Genomic DNA, 19967 nt, shown 5'->3' with positions numbered 1-19967 from the left:
TCTAGGTAAGCGCGTCGTTCAAGCGATAGCCGATACCGCGCAGGGTCTTGATCAGCGAGCTGTCGAGCTTCTTGCGAAGATGATGCACGTGCACTTCCAGCGCGTTGGATTCCACATCGTCCTGCCAGCCGTAAAGCACGCTTTCAAGCTGAGGACGAGTCAGGACTTGCCCCGGATGATTGGCAAGCTCTCTTAAAAGGGCGTATTCCCGGCGGTTCAGCGCCACCGGTTCACCGCGCCAGCACACTTCATGGCGCGCCTCATCGATCACCAGCGGCCCCAGCTCGATGCGCTGGGTCGCGCGCCCGTGGGCGCGGCGGATGACCACTCGAAGGCGGGCCAGCAGTTCATCAAGTTCGAACGGCTTCAATACGTAATCGTCGGCGCCGGCGTCAAGACCTGCCACGCGCTCATCGACGTGATCCCGCGCTGTCAGAATCAGTACCGGCAGCGTGCTGTGTCGCCGAAGACGCCTCAGTACCTCCATCCCATCCATGCCCGGAAGTCCCAGATCCAGAACCAGCGCGGCGTAGTCATGATTGACGTTGAGCGCCTCGTCGGCGAGCCGACCATCGGTTAGCCAATCGACCATATAGCCTTCCCGCGACAGCGCGGTCTCGACACCATCGCCAAGCAACGGGTCATCTTCGACAAGCAGTATCCGCATGTACGTGCCTCTAAAAGCGTTTGGCACCAGTGTGCTGCCAAAGCCTTAACGCTTACTTAAATGGTTGGCGGGGATATTCGCATGTGATGTGTTCGGGGTCCGGGCGCCAATGATGCCATACTGCACCCACAGTTGCCGTTTCGAGAAACAAGATGCTTGACCGACTCCAGTTCGATAATCGATACGCCCGGTTGCCCGAGGCGTTCTATACCCGGGTTCAGCCCACGCCTCGCGCCGGTACACGGGTGCTGGATGTGAGTCCTGGCTGTGCGGCGCGGCTCGGCCTTGAGGGGCTTGAGCCCTTGGACGATCAGCTTCGGGCGCTTATGGCCGGGCAGTGGGTGCCCGAAGGCGCGGAGCCGTTGGCCCAGAAATACACCGGGCATCAGTTCGGTGCCTACAATCCGGCGCTTGGCGACGGACGCGGGCTGTTGCTTGGTGAGGTCGATACGCCGTCGGGGCCGATGGACCTTCATCTCAAGGGGGCGGGGCGTACGCCGTATTCCCGCTTCGGCGACGGCCAGGCGGTGCTGCGCTCGAGCGTGCGCGAATATCTGGCAAGTGAAGCGATGGCGGGCCTTGGTATCCCGACCACCCATGCGCTGGCGGTTGCCATTAATGATGAGCGGGTGCCCAGAGAGCGGGTCGAGCCGGGGGCGACGCTTTTGCGCGTCGCTGAAAGCCATGTGCGGTTCGGCCATTTCGAATGGCTGGGGCTGTCCGGGCAGACCGAGGCGCTCAAACAGCTGGCCGATCACGTTATCGACCGTCACCGGCCCTGGCTCAAAAATGTGGACGCCCCCTATGCCGCGCTCTTTGCCGATGTGGTCGAGCGCACCGCTCACCTGGTGGCGGACTGGCAGGCTTACGGCTTCGTTCATGCCGTGATGAACACCGACAACATGTCGATTCTCGGGCTGACCATTGATTACGGGCCCTACGCGTTTCTGGACGCCTATGTGGCCGACCGTGTGCCCAACCGAACCGATGCCCAGGGGCGCTACGCCTTCGATCAGCAGCCGGGCGTTGCGCTCTGGAATCTGGTCAGGCTCGCCCAGTCACTGGTCTCGCTGGTGGACAAGTCCACGCTCGAGGCCGAGCTCGGGCGCTTCGAGGGGCATCTTCAGGCCCGTTTCGGCGACACCATGCGCGCCCGGTTCGGACTCGAGACGTTTGAAGACGAGGATTCGGAGCTTTGCCGGCAATGGCTTGACCTTCTGGGAGACCAGCAGCTCGATTATCACCGCTCGTTTCGCGCCCTGTGTGCGTACGATGACACCTTGGCAGGCCGTGAAGCACTGCTCGATGTGCTGGGTGACACCGAGGCCGCACGGGCCTTTCTTGCGCGCTACGATCAGCGCCTTGGCCGAGAGCACCGCGCTGTCGAGGCCCGTCAGGCGGCGATGCGTCAATGCAACCCGTACTACGTTCTAAGGCTTCACCACGCTCGGTCAGTGATCGAGGCCGCAGAGCAGGGCGATGTCGGCCCGCTCAAGGAATACCGAGCCTGTTTGTCGGCGCCGTTCGAGCCTCGGGAAACGCACGGGGCATGGCATCTGCCGCCGGAAGCCGGTGCGCAGGAAATAACATTGTCGTGCTCGTCGTGAGCAGGTAGGCTCGCCACACGTCGCGATAAACAAGGTTTTTCGATTGATGACAGACACATACGACAGTGTGACCCGCACACCCGAACGCATCGCCGTCCTCGGCGGTGGCAGTTTCGGCACCTCGCTTGCAAGCATCGCGGCGACCAAGGGCGCGCGCGTGCGCCAATGGATGCGGGACGACGCACTCGCACGCGAAATTACCGAGCAGCACCATAACTCGCGCTATCTGCCGGGCATCGAGTTGAACCCGACCATCAAGGCCAATACCGACATGGCGTGGGTGCTCGAGGATGCGGAGCTTGTCTTGATCGCAATTCCGTCAGCGTCGTTTCGGGCCGTTGTTCGCATGGCTCGCCCCTGGCTCAATGAGCATCAGGTGCTCTTGAGCACCACCAAGGGCATCGAGGAAAGCACGTTTTCACTGATGAGCGACATCGTGCGCGAGGAAACCGACAGCACCCACGTGGGTGTCTTATCCGGCCCCAACCTTGCCTCGGAGCTTGCCGCCGGCCATCTGACCGCGACAGTGGTCGCAAGCGATGACCCGTTCACGCGGGCTTCGGCCCAGGCCTGTCTGAGCTGCGATTACTTTCGAGTGTATGCAAGCAATGACCGCTACGGGGTTGAACTCGGAGGCGCCCTCAAAAACATCTACGCCATCGGCGTTGGCATGGCGGCCGCGCTCGGCATGGGCGCCAACACCAAAAGCATGATCATGACCCGGGCGCTGGCTGAAATGAGCCGCTTTGCCGTGAGCCTTGGCGCAAGCCCGCTGACCTTCTTGGGCCTTGCAGGCGTCGGTGATTTGATCGTGACCTGCTCAAGTGAGCTTTCGCGCAATTACCGCATTGGCTACGCCGTAGGCGAGGGCCGAACGCTTGACGACGCCATCGAGACGCTCGGACAGGTCGCCGAGGGGGTCAATACCGTGCGTCTCGTGCATCAGCGCGCGAGCCAGGAAGGCATCTACATGCCGCTGGCCGACGGGTTGTACCGGGTGCTGTTCGAGGGCGTTTCCCCCCAGGACATGGGGCTTACGCTCATGCGAAGCGATCACAGCAGCGACGTTGAATTCACGCTCTCCCGTCAGGACGCACAGCGGGATCATCACTCACTCTACGAGACCAATCAGGACCCACGCACATGAAACTATTTATCATGCGACACGGCGAAGCTGCCTCCGGAACCCCCGATGCCTCACGCCCCCTTGAACCTCTCGGCGAGCAGGAAGTGCGTCAAAGCGCGCAGTGGCTTAAAGAAACGCTGACCGACAGCGAACGTGAGTCACTGACCATCGTGGGAAGCCCCTACAAGCGGGCACGTCAAACCGCGGATCTGGTCGCGCAGGCGTTGGGTGCCGCGAGCTCGCTGTCATTGCCGTTGATCACCCCGGACGCACCGCCGGAATCCGTGATCGAGTGGCTTCAGGAAAATGCCTCCGACGGCAGCCCCTGGCTGCTGGTTAGCCATATGCCGCTGGTGGCGGATCTGGTCGGTCGACTGGTCGATGGCGGCACGCACGCACGCATGCCGATGGGCACCGCCGACATCGCGGTTCTTGACGCCGATGTATGGGCGGCCGGCTGTGCAACGCTTATCACCCATCAGACGCCCGGTCAGGCGGTTGCGAGGTAGTAACATGGCCTACATCGTCAATAATCGGGTCTTCGTCAAACCGGATTACGCCGAAGAGTTCGAGCGCCGGTTTCAACATCGGGTCGGGCAGATCGAGCAGCAGCCCGGCTTCGTTCGCATGCGCATCCTGAAGCCCCAGGGCAATCAGGCGCCGTATGTGGTCGAGACCGAATGGGAAAGCCAGACGGCGTTTCGCGACTGGGTTGGCAGCGAGGATTTCAAGGCCGCGCACGCCAATCCCATGCCGAAAGAGGCCTTCAATGACGGCGGAGGCCTCGAGCAGTTCGAGGTCGTGATTCAGGCCGGCGGTTAAACCAGCCCGAGCCACATCATGATGAACACCCCGGCGGTAATGACGACGCCGGTGGCAAGTGTGGTCAGGGCGATGATGTTGGCGGCAAGCGTATGGTTGCCGCCCATCGCCTTGGCCATCACGAAGCTGCTGGAGGCCGAGGGGCTTGCCAGATAAAGAAAGAGGATGCCGAGCAGCTGGCCTCGAAAGCCAAGTGCGATGGCGCCGAGGATGGCAAGCGCTGGAATCGCGATCATCTTGAAAAAGCTTGCCTGAAGCGCCACGGTGCTTGCGCGGGTCAATGACCCGACCGAGAGCGTCCCACCAATGCAGATCAGCGCCAGCGGCAGCGTCATCCTCGCGAAATAATCACCCGAGGTGTGCAGCCACACCGGCAGTGTGACTCCGGCTTTCGAGAAGAGCAGCGCAGAAATCACCGCGATGATCAGTGGGTTCTTGATGATCTTGATCGCAAGCGCGCGCGCGCTGATATCGATGCCCGGCTGATAGGCCGCCAGTACGATCACCGACAGGACGTTGTAGATGATGATGGCCGCGCCGGCCATGATACCACCGGCAGAGAGACCGTCCGGGCCATACATGCTGCCGGCCAAGGCAAGGCCCACGATGCCGCAGTTGCCTCGAAACGCGCCCTGAACGAACACGCCCCGGTCTTCTCGAATGACCAGACGCGTCGCAATCGCCCAGACCCCGAAGAAGCTTGCAACGGTTGCAAGGCTGAAATAGAGCACCAGACTTGGATCGAAGGCCCTTGAAAAATTGGCATCGACGATGCTCAGGAAAATGAGCGTGGGCATGGCGCCCTTGAACACCAGGTTTGAGCCGGTATCGATGAAGGCATGATCGATCAGGCGAATCTTTTTGAGGGCCATGCCAAGCAGCACCATGGCAAAGACCGGTAGGGTCACGTTCAGCGTATCGATGAACAGATCAAGTGGGTTCATGAATTACAAACTCAAAAAGGCTACGATCAGCGCCACAACGACGGTAATCAGAAAAAGGCCATTGGGCGTGGAACGGCGGGAACGCTTGGGCATGACGGACTCGATCGAAGAAGGCGGGACTACGACCATGGTAGCGTTAATGGCGATACGCTTAAAGACAGACAGGTAAGTACGCATGACTATCGATGAAGGCTTTGCCGCGTTCGACGCGCGGTCACTGGCGGGCGGGCGGCTGGCAGCGCTCACATGGGGCGATTCAAGCGCACCGTTGGTGCTTGCGCTTCATGGCTGGCTTGATAATGCCATGAGCTTCACGCACCTTGCCCCGGAGCTTGTACGCCGCGGATACCGTGTGGTGGCACTTGATTTCTCCGGGCACGGGCATTCCCAGTGGCTGCCCGGCACGCTCGATTACGCGCTGTGGGATTATGTCCATGATGTACTGGACGCACTTGATGAGCTTACCGACGCACCGGTTCGTCTGCTGGGCCACTCCATGGGGGCAAGTGTTGCGTTGTTGACGGCCTCGATCGCGCCCGAGCGCGTCGAGCGGCTCTGGTTGCTCGACGGCCTTGGCATGCTGGTAACACCGGAGGCCGACGTCGTGCAGCAGATGCGCCGTGCGGTAACGAAAATGCGTCGAGGCCCACGTGCGCGCAAGGTGCATTCAAGCGTTGCCTCCGCGGTTCGGGCGCGCGTGAGCGGCGGTGTCACTGCCTTGAGCGAGGCTCAGGCTGAGTGTCTGGTGCCGAGAAATCTGAGTGAGGTCGACGACGGCGTTGTCTGGCGCACCGACCCGCGGCTTCTTTATCCTTCCCTGATGCGGTTCACGCCCGCCCAGCGGGATCAGGTGTTAAGTGAGGTGGCATGTCCGGTCACGCTGATTGAGGCTTCAAGCGGCGTGCTGGGTGCACACCCTCAGGCCGTTCGGGCTCGACGTCACCTTTCAAACCTCGATCGTCGGATGATTGATGGCGGGCATCACGTTCATCTCGACCCGGATAAGGTCACATCGATTGTCGATGGTTTTTTCAATGAACATGTCGGTACCGCCGATAACCTAACAAAGGGCCGGGAGGACGGTTAATGGCGCGTGTGGCACTGGTGCTTGGAAGCGGTGGAGCAAGAGGGTATGCCCACATCGGCGTCATCGACGAGCTCGAGGCGCGTGGCCATGACATCGTGGCCATCAGTGGGTGTTCGATGGGGGCCGTCATCGGCGGCATCTATCTGGCCGGCCAGCTCGAGTCCTATCGCCGCTGGGTCAGCAAGCTCAAGACGCTCGACATCCTTCGGCTGCTCGACTTCAGCTGGGAAAGCTCCGGCGCCATTCGGGGCGTCAAGATCATGCGCCGGCTTGGCCGGCTGACCGATGAATTCAATATCGAGGACCTGCCGGCGCCGTTGACGATCGTTGCCACCGACATGACCCGCCAGCGCGAGCTGTGGTTTCAAAGCGGTTCGCTGTCGGACGCCATTCGGGCCTCGATCGCCATTCCCGGCATCATGACGCCGGTGGAGCAGCAGGGGCGGTTTCTCGTCGATGGCGGGCTCTTGAATCCCTTGCCGATTCTTCCAGCGGTTGCCTCTCATGACGCCGACATCATCATTGCCGTCAACGCGACAGCCACCTCGCCCAAGAACGTGACGCTCGAAGAGCTGTTGCCGTCACCGACCGAGATCAAGGTCGAGACCGAAGAGAGCTGGTTTTCCTCGTTACGAAAGCGCTTTTCAAGCGATGACGCCACGCAGGCCCCGAGCGCGCAGGCGCTCGGCAAGCTCGACCTGATGCTCAAGGCCTTCGACATCACCCAGGCCGCACTGGCCCAGTACAAGATCGCCGGCTACCCGCCGGATGTGTTGATCAATGTGCCTAAATCGGTCTGCGGAACCCACGAATTTCAACGCGCCACCCCGATGATCGAGCTCGGGCGCCATTTGGCCCGCGATGCATTGGACCGTTTCGAGGCCGGCTACAGCGAAGGCTAGATCGCATTTCGTCACGTAGGCCCGAGATCAGTCAGGCTGGCCGCTTTTTTTCAACAGGACATACACCGCGCCGGTGCCGCCGTCTCGTTCAAGGCTTGAGCAAAACGCCAGCACAAAGGGCATCTCTCTAAGCCAGGCGTTGACGTGGCTCTTGATGACCGGGTAGCCCGCTGTATTGGCGCGGGATTTACCGTGAACCACGATCACGCAGCGCTGACGCTGGCGCCGAGCCTCGTTCAAAAAGATCTCGAGCTCCGAGCGGGCTTCATCGAGCGTGTAGCCGTGCAGGTCGAGCCCGGCCTGCCATTCAATGGCGCCGCGCTTGAGCTGCTGTTGGGTGCGCCAGGGGAGGTCTGGCAAAGCGAAAAACAAGGCTTCGGAAGGGCGAACGGGCGTGACTCGACCATCTGACATGCGGCTTGGGGCGTCAGCGCTTTCCGGCGCGGCAACGGCGGCCGCCCGGCGGGCGTGGGCGTTGGTCGCAGCCGTTCTTGTCGGTTGCACATTGGCGCGATTGACGTGCAGACGGCGCACTCCTGCCTCATTCATGTTCTGGCGGAAAAAATCGAGGTCGTCGTCATCCGTCGGCATGGCAAGATACACCGCTAGCAAATGGGGGAAGGGGAATGGCGTTGCGTTGGCTCAAGTATAAGAGCCATGCCTCGAATGTAAATGTCACGCCTTTCAAGGCCATGATGGGCAAGGTAGACTTACCGGCTACGCCAATAGGCGATCACTGTCATTTATCTGATTTTTCTTGGAGTTCGTCTGTCGTGTGCCCGCCTGCCACCTTCGTATCCGCCCCCGTCAATCCGCTCACGAGCACCGATGACGCGCTCATCGATGAGCTGAGTACGCTGCGTGACTACATTCGCTTTGCCGTGAGTCGTTTTCAGGCCGAGCGCCTGTACTTCGGGCATGGCACCGAATCTGCATGGGATGAGGCCGTGGCGCTGGTGCTTGGCGCACTTCATTTGCCGCACGACATCGACCCTAACGTGATCGATGCCAGGCTGACCCGTCCAGAAGCGCTTCGCGTGATGGCACTTATTCGAGCGCGGGTCGAGACGCGAACGCCGCTGCCGTATCTGCTGGGCGAGGCCTATTTTGCCGGCATCCCCTTTGAAGTCAGTCCCGCTGTCCTGATTCCGCGCTCACCGATTGCCGAGCTGATCCAGCAGGGATTCGCACCGTGGTTCACGGTCGAGCCGCCGGCGCGGGTGCTGGATCTTTGCACGGGCTCTGGCTGCATCGGGCTTGCGGCGGCGTTGATGCTGTCGACCACCGAAGTGGTGCTCTCGGACATCAGCCCGGATGCGCTTGACGTCGCGCGTCGAAATACCGAGCGCCATGAGCTTCTTGATCGAGTCGAGGTCATTGAAAGCGATCTCTTCGACGGTCTGGGCGATGAGCGCTTCGATCTGATCGTTTCCAATCCGCCGTATGTCGATGCACGCGACCTGGCCGCCATGCCGAGCGAGTTTGGTCATGAGCCGACGCTTGCGCTGGCCGCAGGTGATGATGGCCTGTCGATCGTGCACCGCATCCTGAAGGAGGCGGGCGCGCATCTGACCGATCACGGCGTCTTGATCGTCGAGGTTGGCAATTCCGCCGTGCATCTTGATGCGGCCTATCCGGACCTCCCCGTCATGTGGCTCGAGTTTGAGCACGGCGGTGAGGGCGTATTTGCCATTACGGCTGAGACGCTCAAGGCGTATTGGGCCGAGACCGCTCCCTCGGCGTAAGCCCGAATTGACCCAGAACGTAGTTACCAGGAACTGAACTCATGGCTGGAAATACCTTCGGACGGCTCTTTACCGTCACCACCTTCGGGGAAAGTCACGGCGCAGCGCTCGGCGCCATCATCGATGGGTGCCCGCCGGGTATCGAGCTCGATGAATCGGATCTTCAAGGTGATCTCGACCGCCGTCGTCCGGGCTCCTCGCGCCACACCACTCAGCGCAGGGAAGCCGACGAAGTGCGCATTCTCTCTGGTGTGTTCGAAGGCAAGACCACCGGTACGCCGATCGGGCTTTTGATCGAAAATACCGATCAGCGGTCCAAGGATTATTCCAAGATCAAGGATGTGTTTCGCCCGGCGCATGCCGACTACACCTATCATCACAAGTACGGCGTCCGCGATTATCGGGGCGGCGGCCGCTCCAGCGCCCGCGAGACCGCGATGCGTGTCGCCGCCGGCGCCGTCGCGAAAAAGGTGCTTTCCACCTACGGTGTCACGATCCGGGGCTACATGAGCCAGCTCGGTCCGATCGAGATTCCATTCAAGCGCTGGGAAGACGTCGATGACAATCCGTTCTTTGCCCCAAACAATGAGCTTGTCGGCGAACTCGAAGCCTATATGGACGAGCTTCGTCGCGCCCAGGACAGCGTTGGCGCTCGCATCACGGTGGTCGCGGACAACGTACCGGTGGGGCTTGGCGAGCCGGTGTTCGACCGCCTCGACGCAGATCTTGCCCACGCCATGATGGGCATCAATGCGGTGAAAGGCGTCGAGATCGGTGACGGGTTCGGCGTGATCGATCAAAAGGGCAGCGTTCACCGCGATGAAATGACGCCCGAGGGCTTTTTGTCCAATCACGCGGGCGGGGTGCTTGGGGGCATTTCCTCGGGGCAGCCGATCGTTGTGAGCATGGCGTTGAAACCAACCTCGAGCATCACGATTCCCGGTCAGACCATCGACGTCGAGGGAGAGGGGCATGAGATGGTGACCAAGGGCCGTCACGACCCTTGCGTTGGCATTCGGGCGACCCCGATCGCCGAGGCGATGATGGCACTGACGCTTTTGGATCATCTGCTGCGTCATCGTGGTCAGAACGCGGATGTTCAGGTCGGCACACCAAAACTTGGCATGAAAGAGTAGTCTGCTATCTTTCGCGTACTAAACCGCTTCGTGTCGGGGAATTAAGATGATGACGTGTGAACAGCGCATGTTCGATACGCTTTGCAAGGAAGCCAACGACGTTGTAGCCCAGGAACCGCTCCTGGCCTCTGCCATGCATGCCCAGGTGCTTGCTTGCCAGGATCTCGGAGATGTGCTCACCAACATCATGGCGCGCAAGCTTGCCAATGAGATGTTGCCGCTCACGTCGCTGCTGGCACTGTTCCGGCAATCGCTTTCCTCGACGCCGTCCCTGATCGGTGAGGCGGTGCGCGACATCGACGCCGTGCTCGAGCGCGACGCCGCCTCGACCCTTGCACTGAACGTCGTGCTTTATCAGAAAGGGTTCATTGCGCTGCAGGTACATCGAGTCGCGCACATGCTTTGGCACGACGGCCGTCACATGATGGCCGGCATGCTTCAAAACCGCAGTTCCGAAGTATTCGGGGTCGATATTCATCCGGCATGCCCGATTGGCCACGGCGTCATGCTTGACCACGCCACCGGGATCGTGATCGGTGAAACGGCGTCGATCGGCAACAATGTGTCGATCCTTCAGGGCGTTACCCTCGGGGGGACCGGTAAGGAAGCGGGCGACCGCCACCCGAAGGTCCATCATGGGGTGCTGATCGGGGCAAGCGCGACTGTTCTCGGCAATATTTCGATTGGGAGCGGTGCACAGATCGGTGCGGGCAGTGTCGTGCTCGACGACGTCGCCCCGCACACCACCGTCGTTGGTGTCCCGGCTCGTCGCGTTGGCCGCCCGCGGTGCCCGAGCCCGTCGGTCACGCTCGAGCACAACGCGTTCGACCGCGACTGCGACGCGCTTTCAGACACCGGCTCGAGAACGGCAAGCAGCCAGTCCTGATCGATCGCAGCGGCTCGGGTTCCTATCAAGCGCTGGCAAAACCAAAAAGGCCGCCCCTAGAGGGCGGCCTTTTTTATTGGACGTACTTTTATTGAACGTACTTTTTTGCTGAGCGTACTCACGCCTTGAGTGCACAGACAGTCAATCAGAACTGCCAGCCCACGCCAAAGTAATACCCCCATCCGGTCGAGCGCACGTGGAAGGGGCCGTCGCCGAAATCAAGCGTGGCGTCGTCATTCCACTGGCCGCCGTTGTGGAAATAGCGGGCCACGGCCATGAAGCGAAGATGGGTGAACGAGTAAAGCAGCACGTTGGTGGCAACCGTTGCCTCGTTGGTGCGGGTTGCGCCGGCCTTGTCGCCCAGGTCCGAGCCGAAATCGAAGTTGGTGAAACCCACGTAATCAAGCTTTGCGCCGTTGCCGAAGGTGGCGAGCGGCAGGAAATACTTCACCTGTGCCCGATAGCCATCCCACTGGTTTTCGTTAGCCGCACCGTAGTTTTCCCACTGATAGCGCTTGTAGAGGTTGACCGATAGCCCAAGCGGGGTGCCGGTCTCGACGTCGGTACCGACACCTGCGTAAAGGGTGTTCTGGCGGTTGTCCGAGTTGTGACCCCAGTCAAAGATGTAGTCCGCGGCCAGGTACCACTCCTTGAACGGGCCAACGCTCAAATCCTTATCCAGCACTTCGTTGATCGAGAGCCGGGGTTCGAACTCGGCAAAGACCGGCGAGCCGTTATCGAAAATGCCGCTGTCGGCGTCGTTGCCGATGCCGAAGAACTTCGGAAAATCGATATAGCCGTAGAGGTCCCACGGCCCCTTGCGCCCGGCAAATTCGTACTCGAGGTAGATGTCATCGATCTGTTGCGGGCCGAACCGGATGTTCTTGCTGCCGATCACGGTCACGTTCTGATTGAGCCAGCTCGAGAGGTACTCGCTTCTGGGCGCATTTTCAGTGGTTTCGTAGCTTGCCGTCTCGTTGGCAGCGTCCTGACCGGTTGCGGTGTCGTTGGCCAGCGCTGCGGAGGCATTGATGGTCGAGCATGCCAGAAGCGCTGCTGCCGGCCAGTAACGTGTCAGGTCACTGAGCGTGACGCCAGTCCGGAAAAAGGAAGTCGAGGTCATTTGGGCAACCCTATTTGTTGTCGTTTTAAGCGGTGTTTTTAAGTGCGTATTGTCGTTTTGAATGCTGCGGTTTCATCGGGCGTCTTTAATAAGCGTCTCGCCCTGATGCCGTTACGCCTGAAGGCTCGTTTTAAGGCGAGGGCGTGTTCCCTGAACGTCCCGTTCGGCGCCCTGGCATCGAGCGGACTAGACTGCCCCGCGCCTTTGCGAAATTCAAGCGGGTAGCGTGCGCTGCTGCGCTTTTGCCTGCTCGAGCAGCTCGATCATGGCGCGCGCGGCGTTGGAAAGCGTTCGGTGACGATGAAACAGATAACCGAGCGGCCGCTCGATCGGCGGATGATCAAGTGTCATTACGTGAAGCTCATCGGTGATCATCGATTCCGGCATCACGCTCCAGCCAAGCCCGATGGACACCATCATCTTGAGCGTTTCCAGGTAGTTGGTCGACATTGCCACGTTGACTGTGAGCCCCTCGCGGGCAAAGCTCTGCATCACGATCCCTCGAGTAAAGGTCAGCTCCCCCGGCAGTACCGCGTCAAACGGCGCGAGTTCCGAAAGATGGGTGACCGGCCGGTGCGCCAGCGGATGATCGGGCGCGCACACGAATCGGAGCTGATCGACCCAGACCGGCTCGATGACCAGCGACGGGTCGGGGTGGGGCGCAAGCGTCACGATGCCCAGTTCCAGATCCCCCGACAGCACGCCCGAGTACGCCTTTTCGGAATCGAGAAAGCGCATGTCGAGTTTTACCCCTGGGTGATGCCGCGTGAACGTCTTTAAAAGCGGCGGCAGACGGTGCAGGCCGATGTGGTGGCTGGTGGCCAGCACCAGATTGCCCTGAACACCGCCGTTCAGGTTTGAAAGCGCCCTTTGGGTATCGTCGAACATCACCAGAATCTGGCGCGCTCGGGGCAGCAGCGTCCGGCCGGCCTCGGTCAGGCTGATGGTGCGTCCGATGCGGTCGAACAAGCGGCTGCCCACCTGCGTCTCGAGGGTGGCAATGCGTTTGCTGACCGCGGGCTGGGTCAGGTGGAGCTGTTCGGCGGCCTGGGAAAACGACCCTGATTGCGCAACGCTTACAAACGCCTTCAGACTTTGAGTGTCCACAGTATATTCCTTAATGGAATGCATAGAATAAAAAACATGAATTGCTTTTATGCTAGCACGTCCATAGCCTAGAGGCTGTAACGGACCGACGTGACTGGCAGGCCTGACTTGCCAAGCGATAAACATCGGCACAGCCGAGGGAGAACGACATGGCAGGACGAACCCTGTACGACAAATTGTGGGATGCCCACCTGGTTCAGCAGCGTGACGACGGCACGGCGCTGATCTACATCGACCGCCAGCTTCTGCATGAGGTGACCTCGCCGCAGGCGTTCGAAGGGCTTCGCCTGGCCAATCGCAAACCCTGGCGGCTCGATTCCAACATCGCAACGCCTGACCACAACGTGCCGACCACGCTGAAAGAGCGCAGCATTGGCATCGAAGGCATCGAAGACGACACCTCCCGCATTCAGGTCATGACCCTTGACAGCAACTGCACCGATTTCAATATCGAGCAGTTCGGCATCAACGATGAGCGTCAGGGCATCGTTCATGTGGTCGGCCCCGAGCAGGGCGCGACGCTTCCCGGCATGACCGTGGTCTGTGGCGATTCACATACCGCAACGCACGGCGCCTTCGGTGCGTTGGCCCATGGCATCGGTACCTCTGAAGTCGAGCACGTACTGGCGACCCAGTGCCTGATTCAGCGCAAGATGAAAAACCTGAAAATTCAGGTCGACGGTGAGCTGGGTGAGGGCGTGACCGCCAAGGACATCATTTTGGCGATCATCGGTGACATCGGCACCGCCGGTGGCACGGGCTATGCGATGGAGTTCGCCGGCAGCGCCATCGAGGCGCTTTCGATGGAAGGCCGGATGACGATCTGCAACATGGCGATCGAGGCAGGCGCCCGCGTCGGTCTGGTCGGGGTCGATCAGACCACCATCGACTATGTGGCCAAGCGCCCGTTCGCCCCGCGTGAAGACGTCTGGGAGCAGGCGGTGAGGCGCTGGCAGGAGCTGGTTTCCGACACCGACGCCGAGTTCGACAAGGTCGTCCATCTCGATGCAGCCAAGATCGAGCCGCAGGTCAGCTGGGGCACCAGCCCGGAAATGGTCGTTGGTATTACGGGGGCGGTACCTGCCCCTTCCGACATTACCGACGCCACCAAGCGTCGTGGCGTCGAGCGTGCGCTCGAGTACATGGGGCTCTCCGGCGGTCAGAAGATCACCGACATCCAGCTTGATCGCGTGTTCATCGGGTCCTGCACCAACTCCCGCATCGAAGACCTGCGCGCCGCCGCCGAGGTGGTCAAGGGCTGCCGGGTGTCACCGAATCTCAAGCAGGCCATGGTGGTACCGGGTTCCGGACTTGTGAAGCGAATGGCCGAGCGTGAGGGGCTGGACGTGGTGTTCAAGCAGGCCGGTTTTGAATGGCGTGAGCCTGGTTGTTCCATGTGTCTTGCGATGAACGCCGACAAGCTGGGCGCGGGCGAGCACTGCGCCTCGACCTCGAACCGCAACTTCGAAGGGCGGCAGGGCTATGGCGGTCGCACGCATCTGGTCAGCCCGGCCATGGCGGCGGCGGCGGCCATCGAGGGTCACTTTGTCGATATTCGCACCTGGTCTCCATCTCGCACGCAGGAGAGCGCCTAATGGATAAGTTCGTACGCAAGCAAGGGCTTGTGGCGCCGCTGGATCGTTCCAACGTCGACACCGACCTGATCATTCCGAAGCAGTTTCTGAAATCGATCAAGCGCACCGGGTTCGGTCCGAACCTGTTCGATGAGCTTCGCTATCTGGATGAAGGTTTTCCCGGGCAGGACTGCAGCAACCGGCCGCTGAACCCGGAGTTCGTGTTGAATCAGGCGCGCTATCAGGGCGCCAGCATCCTTTTGACCCGGGAAAACTTCGGCTGCGGCAGCTCCCGCGAGCATGCGCCCTGGGCGTTGGAAGACTTCGGGTTTCGCGTGATCATCGCGCCGAGCTTTGCCGACATCTTCTTCAACAACGCCTTCAAGAACGGGCTTTTGTTGATCACGCTGGATGACGCAACGGTCGAGCGTCTGATGACAGACGTCGAACAGACGCCGGGCTACCGGCTCGACGTCGACCTGGTCGGTCAATGCATCCACACGCCCGACGGTGAGACCATTGAGTTTGACGTCGATGCGTTTCGAAAGTACTGCCTCGAAAACGGACTGGATGACATCGGGCTTACACTTCAGCAGGCCGACGCCATTCGGACGTTCGAGACCCGCTACAAGGCCGATAATCCCTGGCTGTTTCGAAGCTGAGCCGGGGTGGGCGCGGTTTGCCCGCGCCCGATCACATGACACCGATTCCGGGCGCGTGCGCCCGAACGCATTAGGATAGAGCATGAGCCACAACATTCTGGTACTGCCCGGCGATGGCATCGGGCCTGAAATCACCCGCGAAGCCGTCAAGGTCTTGAAGGCGTGCCAAGCCCGCGGGCTCGACATCACTCTCGAGGAAGACATGGTGGGCGGTGCGGCCATCGACGCGCACGGCGTGCCGCTTGCCGAGAAAACGCTTGAGCGGGCCAAAGCGGCCAGCGCCATCCTGCTCGGGGCCGTCGGTGGGCCGAAATGGGATACGATGGAAGACATCAGCAAGCGCCCCGAAAAAGGGTTGCTGGCGCTTCGAAAGGAGCTGAACCTCTTCGGTAACCTGCGCCCCGCGCTTCTGTACCCGCAGCTTGCCGAGGCCTCGAGTCTGAAGCCCGAGGTTGTGTCGGGGCTCGACATCATGATCGTTCGTGAATTGACCGGCGGCATCTACTTCGGTCAGCCACGCGGGTTCGAAAAACGCGAGGATGGCACGCGCTACGCCTACAACACCTACGTCTACGATGAGCACGAGATCGAGCGCATCGGTCGCATTGCCTTTGAAATGGCGCAAAAACGGGACAAGCGCCTGTGCAGCGTCGACAAGGCCAACGTGCTGGAAGCGACCATTCTCTGGCGCGAAGTCATGAATCGCCTGGCGCCGGAGTACCCGGATGTCGAGCTTAGCCACATGTACGTCGATAACGCCGCCATGCAGCTGGTGCGTGCGCCCAAGCAGTTCGACGTCATCGTGACCGGCAACATGTTCGGCGACATCCTCTCAGACGCTGCCGCGATGCTGACCGGCTCGATTGGGATGCTGCCTTCAGCGTCACTTAATGACAAGGGTCAGGGGATGTTCGAACCTTGTCACGGCAGCGCCCCGGACATCGCAGGCCAGGGGCTTGCCAATCCGCTGGCAACGATTCTGTCCGTGGCGATGATGCTTCGCTACACCCTGAACGAGCAGGCGATGGCCGATGCCATCGAACAGGCGGTTGGGGAGGTACTCGACCAGGGGCTTCGAACCGCTGACATCGCCTACCCGGGGACCACTCAGGTCACCACCGAGGCCATGGGCGACGCTGTTCTCAAGGCGCTTGAGAGCTGACAACGAACACACTAAAGACCGGTCTGTGCAGTGCCTAAAGTGCAGTGCCTGAAGCACAGGCCCTTTGAATCGAGGGGAGCGCGACATGTTACGTGTAGGATTTATCGGTTGGCGAGGCATGGTGGGCTCGGTGCTCGTCGAGCGCATGATGGCCGATCAGGACTTCAAACAGATCGAGCCGGTGTTTTTCTCGACCTCTCAGGTCGGCCAGAGCGGCCCGGACGTTGGCGTCGATACGCCGGCGCTCAAGGACGCCTATGACCTCGAGGCGCTCAAGGCGCTCGACGTCGTCTTGACCTGCCAGGGTGGGGATTACACCGCCAAGGTCTATCAGCCGCTTCGAGACAGCGGGTGGGATGGCTACTGGATCGATGCGGCAAGTACGCTTCGCATGGCCGAGGACGCGGTTATCGTACTCGACCCGGTCAACCGCCACATCATCGACGAGAAGCTCGCGGCAGGCTACAAGACCTTCACCGGCGGCAACTGCACCGTGAGCCTGATGCTGATGGGTCTGGGTGGGCTGTTCGAGGCTGGGCTGATCGAGTGGATGACCTCCATGACCTATCAGGCTGCATCCGGCTCCGGTGCCCAGAACATGCGCGAGCTTCTGAGCCAGATGAATCAGCTGGGCGAGCTGACCCGCAGTGATCTCGATAACCCGAGCTCGGCCATTCTCGACATCGACCGCAAGGTCACTGCGGCCATGCGCGACTCAAGCTTTCCCACCGAGCATTTCGGCGCGCCGCTCGGAGGCAGCCTGCTGCCCTGGATCGACAAGAAGATGGACAACGGCCAGAGCAAGGAAGAGTGGAAGGGGGGCGTTGAGACCAACAAGATTCTCGATACCGCCGGCAACCCGATTCCGATCGATGGGCTGTGTGTCCGCATTGGCGCCATGCGCTCGCACTCCCAGGCCTTCACCATCAAGTTGAAGCACGATGTGCCGATGGATGAAATCGAGGATCGCATTGCACGGCACAATGACTGGGTAAGCGTCGTTCCCAACGACAAGGACGCCACGCTCTCGTCTCTGACACCGACCGCCGTGACCGGCACGCTCAACGTTCCGGTCGGGCGTCTGCGCAAGATGGCCATGGGCGGCGAGTACCTGACCGCGTTCAGCGTCGGCGACCAGCTTCTTTGGGGGGCGGCTGAACCACTCAAGCGCATGTTGACGGTGCTTAGAGAGTTCAAGGGCGCCTGAACGGGCCTGCTGCCGGATGAAACGTCTCCTTCTGGAGGCGTTTTTGCATGCGATCCATGCGTTGAATCGGGGACTTCCCCGGGCCACCAAGGACCGCTATGACACACCGATACCGGCGCATGTTGCCGCTCATGCTCGCTTTGACCGTAACGGCGCCCAACGCGCTGGCGCTTGGCATGGGTGAGCCTACGCTTTATTCACCGCTCAATGCGCCGGTCGAGGCTCGAATTCCACTGCTGGACACCAGTGATCTAACCGCATCCGAGCTGACGGTGGCGCTTGCAAGTGACGCCCGCTTCGAGCGCGCAGGGCTTGAGCGCTCGGCGCAAACGGATACGCTGTCTCTGTCGGTTGAGGGCGCCCCCGGCGCGCTTTATGCACGCCTTGAGGGCAAATTGCCGCTTCGTGCGCCAAGTCTTCCCCTGTTGTTGACGCTTAGCTGGCCAGAGGGGCAGCTTGCCCGCCAGATCAATCTTCTGCCGACCCGATACCCCGAATCCACCCCCGGCGCTGACCCGGCTTCTACCTCGGAAACGATCGGCGCCAGTTGGCCATTGACCATGCACGCCGACAAGGAGGAAACGTGGGCTACCTTTGTCGAGCGCATGGCGTCCGAGCGACAGAGTACGGCCAAGCGTATGGCGGCTGCGCTGGCCAGCGTCAATCCGGGGCTTGCCCAGATTCAGGAGAGCCTCACGCCTTACGCGTACGGCCCGGTCATCATGCCGAGTCCGGCCCAGCTTGCAGGCAATGAGCGTCCGCAATTACCCCCTCGTGCAGACGTACCTGCCCCTGAGCCGTCCGAGCGTTTGACGCCGCCTGCAAAGGTGTTTGCGTCGAACGACTCAAACGCTGCAAACAACGCGCCGGCGCCTGCGCTTGCCTCACGCGTTGAGCAATTGGAAGCCGGTCAGGCGGCGCTTGGTTCGGTTCAGACCCTGCGTGCGCAGCTTATTCAGAATCAACAGCAATTGCAGGCCAGTGACGCCCGAATTGCCGAGCTGACCGCAGCGCTGAGCGCTCAGCAAAAAACACTCGATGAGACCCGGCGCACGCTGTCTGCCCGACTTGAGCGACTGAGTTACGCCCAGCAGCCAACCTCGACAGGTACGAACACACCTCGCATCTCATCAATGCGTGGCGGCGACTGGCTGATCGGGCTTGGAAGCGTCGTGATTTTAGGTGCGCTGGGGCTTTTGATGTATCGCTACCGCGCGCGCCGGGCTCGAGACGTTGAGCACACGCCGCTTTTTGAAGCGGTCGACGCTGAAAAAATGGTGATCGACGCCCGACCAACGATCGAACCCCGTGGCCCCTCTGCGCCTACGATGACGTCAGCAATCACGACATCTGAACGCGACGCGCCTCAGGAGACTGCGCCACCGGCGCGTGATGAGCAGCATGAGCAGCGGCGCGAGACACGGCATGAGACAGCGCGTGAGCCGGAGTCTATTGACACGCCTGAGCCTACGTCGATCGAATTTGAACCCCTGGATGAGGCCTCAAGTGGTAACACCGATTCCTCAGTAAGCGCGGCGAAGGACCTTGCGGCTCATGGCTCGCCCCCGGAGGCCATGCCCGCGCTCGATTTCACTCTGGCAGACAAGGCCGCTGACCCTGAGCCCGTCGAGGCGCCCTCAAGTGGCGAGGGGCAGGATGTGGTCGATATCTTTATCGCACACGGCCGAGTCGATGCCGCGCGTGAAATGCTTGAAGGCGAGCTTGAAAGCAACCCTCGTAATGCCCGGGCGCGTCTGAAGCTCATGGAGGTGCTGGCAACGCTTGGCGAGGCCACCGCACTTGAGCGTCACTTCGAGCACCTGGCCGGTCATGACGATAGCTACATTCGCACGCGTGCGCATTCTCTGACCGGGCGCGAAGACGCCGGTACGCCCTTGAAAGGGCAGGACCGGGTCGATGCGCTGTTCGACCTCGATGGGCCATCGGCCGAGGCGGACGCAACGCACTCGGCGCCCAATGAGTCAAGCTGGGCGCTGGAGGAGGTGGCATTTGCAAGCTTTGATCAGGATAATGACGGTTCACACCTTGCGCCCGAACATGACGAACGGCTGACGAAGGCGCATCTGCTGCTGGAGGAAGACCGGGCCGATGAAGCCATGGCGCTGCTGTTCGAGATCATCGACGATGGTGACGATCATGCACAAGCGGCGGCGCGAGGCTTGCTCGAACGTTACGAGACGAACTGATCC

At 61.0% G+C, this 19967-nt stretch carries 19 protein-coding genes; 14 read left to right on the top strand and 5 right to left on the bottom strand.

The window, feature by feature from the left end; all coding sequences use genetic code 11:
* Window position 1: 1 nt before the first annotated feature.
* Window positions 2-667 carry a response regulator gene (locus tag NAT49_RS02885; RefSeq protein ID WP_251590171.1) on the bottom strand — a complete coding sequence of 222 codons (666 nt, stop codon included), beginning with the start codon at window positions 665-667 and terminating at the stop codon, window positions 2-4.
* Between the two features lie 152 nt (window positions 668-819).
* Between NAT49_RS02885 and NAT49_RS02880 the strand changes: the two genes are divergently transcribed.
* Genes NAT49_RS02880 through NAT49_RS02865 form a run of 4 tightly spaced genes read left to right on the top strand, consistent with a single transcriptional unit; the run spans window position 820 to window position 4222 of the window.
* Window positions 820-2274 carry a protein adenylyltransferase SelO gene (locus tag NAT49_RS02880; RefSeq protein WP_251590170.1) on the top strand — a complete coding sequence of 485 codons (1455 nt, stop codon included), beginning with the start codon at window positions 820-822 and terminating at the stop codon, window positions 2272-2274.
* Window positions 2275-2320: 46 nt separating this feature from the next.
* Window positions 2321-3421, top strand: a complete 1101-nt coding sequence (locus tag NAT49_RS02875; RefSeq protein ID WP_251590169.1) for an NAD(P)H-dependent glycerol-3-phosphate dehydrogenase — start codon at window positions 2321-2323, stop codon at window positions 3419-3421.
* A complete protein-coding gene (gene sixA / locus NAT49_RS02870; protein WP_251590168.1) occupies window positions 3418-3909 on the top strand; it encodes a phosphohistidine phosphatase SixA in 492 nt (163 codons plus the stop codon). Before NAT49_RS02875 ends, sixA begins: the two co-directional genes overlap by 4 nt.
* Window positions 3910-3913: 4 nt before the next feature.
* Entirely contained in the window at window positions 3914-4222 is a 309-nt protein-coding gene (locus tag NAT49_RS02865) for an antibiotic biosynthesis monooxygenase family protein (RefSeq protein ID WP_251590167.1), read from the top strand.
* On the opposite strand, the gene NAT49_RS02860 is transcribed toward NAT49_RS02865, so the two are convergent.
* Window positions 4219-5166: an AEC family transporter gene (locus NAT49_RS02860; protein ID WP_251590166.1), complete on the bottom strand. Its 948-nt coding sequence runs from the start codon at window positions 5164-5166 to the stop codon at window positions 4219-4221. The genes NAT49_RS02865 and NAT49_RS02860 overlap by 4 nt on opposite strands.
* 175 nt (window positions 5167-5341) lie before the next feature.
* Here NAT49_RS02860 and NAT49_RS02855 point away from each other — a divergent pair, with 175 nt between their 5' ends.
* Both NAT49_RS02855 and NAT49_RS02850 read left to right on the top strand, forming a co-directional pair.
* Window positions 5342-6253: an alpha/beta fold hydrolase gene (locus tag NAT49_RS02855; RefSeq protein ID WP_251590165.1), complete on the top strand. Its 912-nt coding sequence runs from the start codon at window positions 5342-5344 to the stop codon at window positions 6251-6253.
* Window positions 6253-7155: a patatin-like phospholipase family protein gene (locus NAT49_RS02850; RefSeq protein WP_251590163.1), complete on the top strand. Its 903-nt coding sequence runs from the start codon at window positions 6253-6255 to the stop codon at window positions 7153-7155. The genes NAT49_RS02855 and NAT49_RS02850 overlap by 1 nt, the downstream gene beginning before the upstream one ends.
* A 27-nt stretch (window positions 7156-7182) precedes the next feature.
* Here NAT49_RS02850 and NAT49_RS02845 read toward each other — a convergent pair whose 3' ends face one another.
* Entirely contained in the window at window positions 7183-7746 is a 564-nt protein-coding gene (locus tag NAT49_RS02845; RefSeq protein WP_251590161.1) for a Smr/MutS family protein, read from the bottom strand.
* Between the two features lie 182 nt (window positions 7747-7928).
* Between NAT49_RS02845 and prmB the strand changes: the two genes are divergently transcribed.
* Genes prmB through cysE form a run of 3 tightly spaced genes read left to right on the top strand, consistent with a single transcriptional unit; the run spans window position 7929 to window position 10922 of the window.
* The gene (gene prmB / locus NAT49_RS02840) at window positions 7929-8900 is read left to right on the top strand and encodes a 50S ribosomal protein L3 N(5)-glutamine methyltransferase (protein ID WP_251590159.1); all 972 of its coding nucleotides are present in this window, start codon (window positions 7929-7931) and stop codon (window positions 8898-8900) included.
* A gap of 41 nt (window positions 8901-8941) precedes the next feature.
* On the top strand, window positions 8942-10036 hold the full coding sequence (gene aroC / locus NAT49_RS02835; RefSeq protein ID WP_251590158.1) for a chorismate synthase: 1095 nt from the start codon (window positions 8942-8944) through the stop codon (window positions 10034-10036).
* 46 nt (window positions 10037-10082) lie between these two features.
* Window positions 10083-10922 carry a serine O-acetyltransferase gene (gene cysE / locus NAT49_RS02830; RefSeq protein ID WP_251590157.1) on the top strand — a complete coding sequence of 280 codons (840 nt, stop codon included), beginning with the start codon at window positions 10083-10085 and terminating at the stop codon, window positions 10920-10922.
* A 145-nt stretch (window positions 10923-11067) separates the two neighbouring features.
* Here the strand turns inward: cysE and NAT49_RS02825 are convergent, their stop codons facing one another.
* Both NAT49_RS02825 and NAT49_RS02820 read right to left on the bottom strand, forming a co-directional pair.
* The gene (locus tag NAT49_RS02825; RefSeq protein WP_251590156.1) at window positions 11068-12045 is read right to left on the bottom strand and encodes a nucleoside-specific channel-forming protein Tsx; all 978 of its coding nucleotides are present in this window, start codon (window positions 12043-12045) and stop codon (window positions 11068-11070) included.
* 213 nt (window positions 12046-12258) lie between these two features.
* Complete coding sequence (locus NAT49_RS02820; RefSeq protein WP_251590155.1) at window positions 12259-13152, bottom strand: LysR family transcriptional regulator; 894 nt, start codon at window positions 13150-13152, stop codon at window positions 12259-12261.
* 149 nt (window positions 13153-13301) lie between these two features.
* Between NAT49_RS02820 and leuC the strand changes: the two genes are divergently transcribed.
* The 5 genes from leuC (at window position 13302) to NAT49_RS02795 (ending at window position 19964) form a co-directional block, all read left to right on the top strand.
* On the top strand, window positions 13302-14747 hold the full coding sequence (leuC, locus tag NAT49_RS02815; RefSeq protein WP_251590154.1) for a 3-isopropylmalate dehydratase large subunit: 1446 nt from the start codon (window positions 13302-13304) through the stop codon (window positions 14745-14747).
* Window positions 14747-15388 (top strand): 3-isopropylmalate dehydratase small subunit, encoded by a 642-nt coding sequence (leuD, locus tag NAT49_RS02810; protein WP_251590153.1) that lies wholly within the window; start codon window positions 14747-14749, stop codon window positions 15386-15388. Before leuC ends, leuD begins: the two co-directional genes overlap by 1 nt.
* Before the next feature lie 82 nt (window positions 15389-15470).
* The gene (leuB, locus tag NAT49_RS02805; protein WP_251590151.1) at window positions 15471-16550 is read left to right on the top strand and encodes a 3-isopropylmalate dehydrogenase; all 1080 of its coding nucleotides are present in this window, start codon (window positions 15471-15473) and stop codon (window positions 16548-16550) included.
* A gap of 85 nt (window positions 16551-16635) precedes the next feature.
* Window positions 16636-17757, top strand: coding sequence for an aspartate-semialdehyde dehydrogenase (gene asd / locus NAT49_RS02800; RefSeq protein ID WP_251590149.1), 1122 nt, complete (start codon window positions 16636-16638; stop codon window positions 17755-17757).
* 98 nt (window positions 17758-17855) lie between these two features.
* A complete protein-coding gene (locus tag NAT49_RS02795) occupies window positions 17856-19964 on the top strand; it encodes a type IV pilus assembly protein FimV (protein WP_251590147.1) in 2109 nt (702 codons plus the stop codon).
* The last annotated feature ends 3 nt before the right edge of the window (window positions 19965-19967 follow it).

Origin of the sequence: Larsenimonas suaedae (assembly GCF_023712105.1) — a bacterium.
Taxonomy (GTDB): Bacteria; Pseudomonadota; Gammaproteobacteria; order Pseudomonadales; family Halomonadaceae; genus Larsenimonas; species Larsenimonas suaedae.
Note: the sequence above shows the minus strand (reverse complement) of the source record. Positions and strands in the feature narration are given on the sequence as shown.

Excerpts from the sequence above, each read along its gene's own strand:
- NAT49_RS02885 (WP_251590171.1), bottom strand. The coding sequence starts at position 667 with ATGCGGATACTGCTTGTCGAAGATGACCCGTTGCTTGGCGATGGTGTC.
- NAT49_RS02880 (WP_251590170.1), top strand. The coding sequence starts at position 820 with ATGCTTGACCGACTCCAGTTCGATAATCGATACGCCCGGTTGCCCGAG.
- NAT49_RS02875 (WP_251590169.1), top strand. The coding sequence starts at position 2,321 with ATGACAGACACATACGACAGTGTGACCCGCACACCCGAACGCATCGCC.
- sixA (WP_251590168.1), top strand. The coding sequence starts at position 3,418 with ATGAAACTATTTATCATGCGACACGGCGAAGCTGCCTCCGGAACCCCC.
- NAT49_RS02865 (WP_251590167.1), top strand. The coding sequence starts at position 3,914 with ATGGCCTACATCGTCAATAATCGGGTCTTCGTCAAACCGGATTACGCC.
- NAT49_RS02860 (WP_251590166.1), bottom strand. The coding sequence starts at position 5,166 with ATGAACCCACTTGATCTGTTCATCGATACGCTGAACGTGACCCTACCG.
- NAT49_RS02855 (WP_251590165.1), top strand. The coding sequence starts at position 5,342 with ATGACTATCGATGAAGGCTTTGCCGCGTTCGACGCGCGGTCACTGGCG.
- NAT49_RS02850 (WP_251590163.1), top strand. The coding sequence starts at position 6,253 with ATGGCGCGTGTGGCACTGGTGCTTGGAAGCGGTGGAGCAAGAGGGTAT.
- NAT49_RS02845 (WP_251590161.1), bottom strand. The coding sequence starts at position 7,746 with ATGCCGACGGATGACGACGACCTCGATTTTTTCCGCCAGAACATGAAT.
- aroC (WP_251590158.1), top strand. The coding sequence starts at position 8,942 with ATGGCTGGAAATACCTTCGGACGGCTCTTTACCGTCACCACCTTCGGG.
- cysE (WP_251590157.1), top strand. The coding sequence starts at position 10,083 with ATGATGACGTGTGAACAGCGCATGTTCGATACGCTTTGCAAGGAAGCC.
- NAT49_RS02825 (WP_251590156.1), bottom strand. The coding sequence starts at position 12,045 with ATGACCTCGACTTCCTTTTTCCGGACTGGCGTCACGCTCAGTGACCTG.
- leuC (WP_251590154.1), top strand. The coding sequence starts at position 13,302 with ATGGCAGGACGAACCCTGTACGACAAATTGTGGGATGCCCACCTGGTT.
- leuD (WP_251590153.1), top strand. The coding sequence starts at position 14,747 with ATGGATAAGTTCGTACGCAAGCAAGGGCTTGTGGCGCCGCTGGATCGT.
- leuB (WP_251590151.1), top strand. The coding sequence starts at position 15,471 with ATGAGCCACAACATTCTGGTACTGCCCGGCGATGGCATCGGGCCTGAA.
- asd (WP_251590149.1), top strand. The coding sequence starts at position 16,636 with ATGTTACGTGTAGGATTTATCGGTTGGCGAGGCATGGTGGGCTCGGTG.
- NAT49_RS02795 (WP_251590147.1), top strand. The coding sequence starts at position 17,856 with ATGACACACCGATACCGGCGCATGTTGCCGCTCATGCTCGCTTTGACC.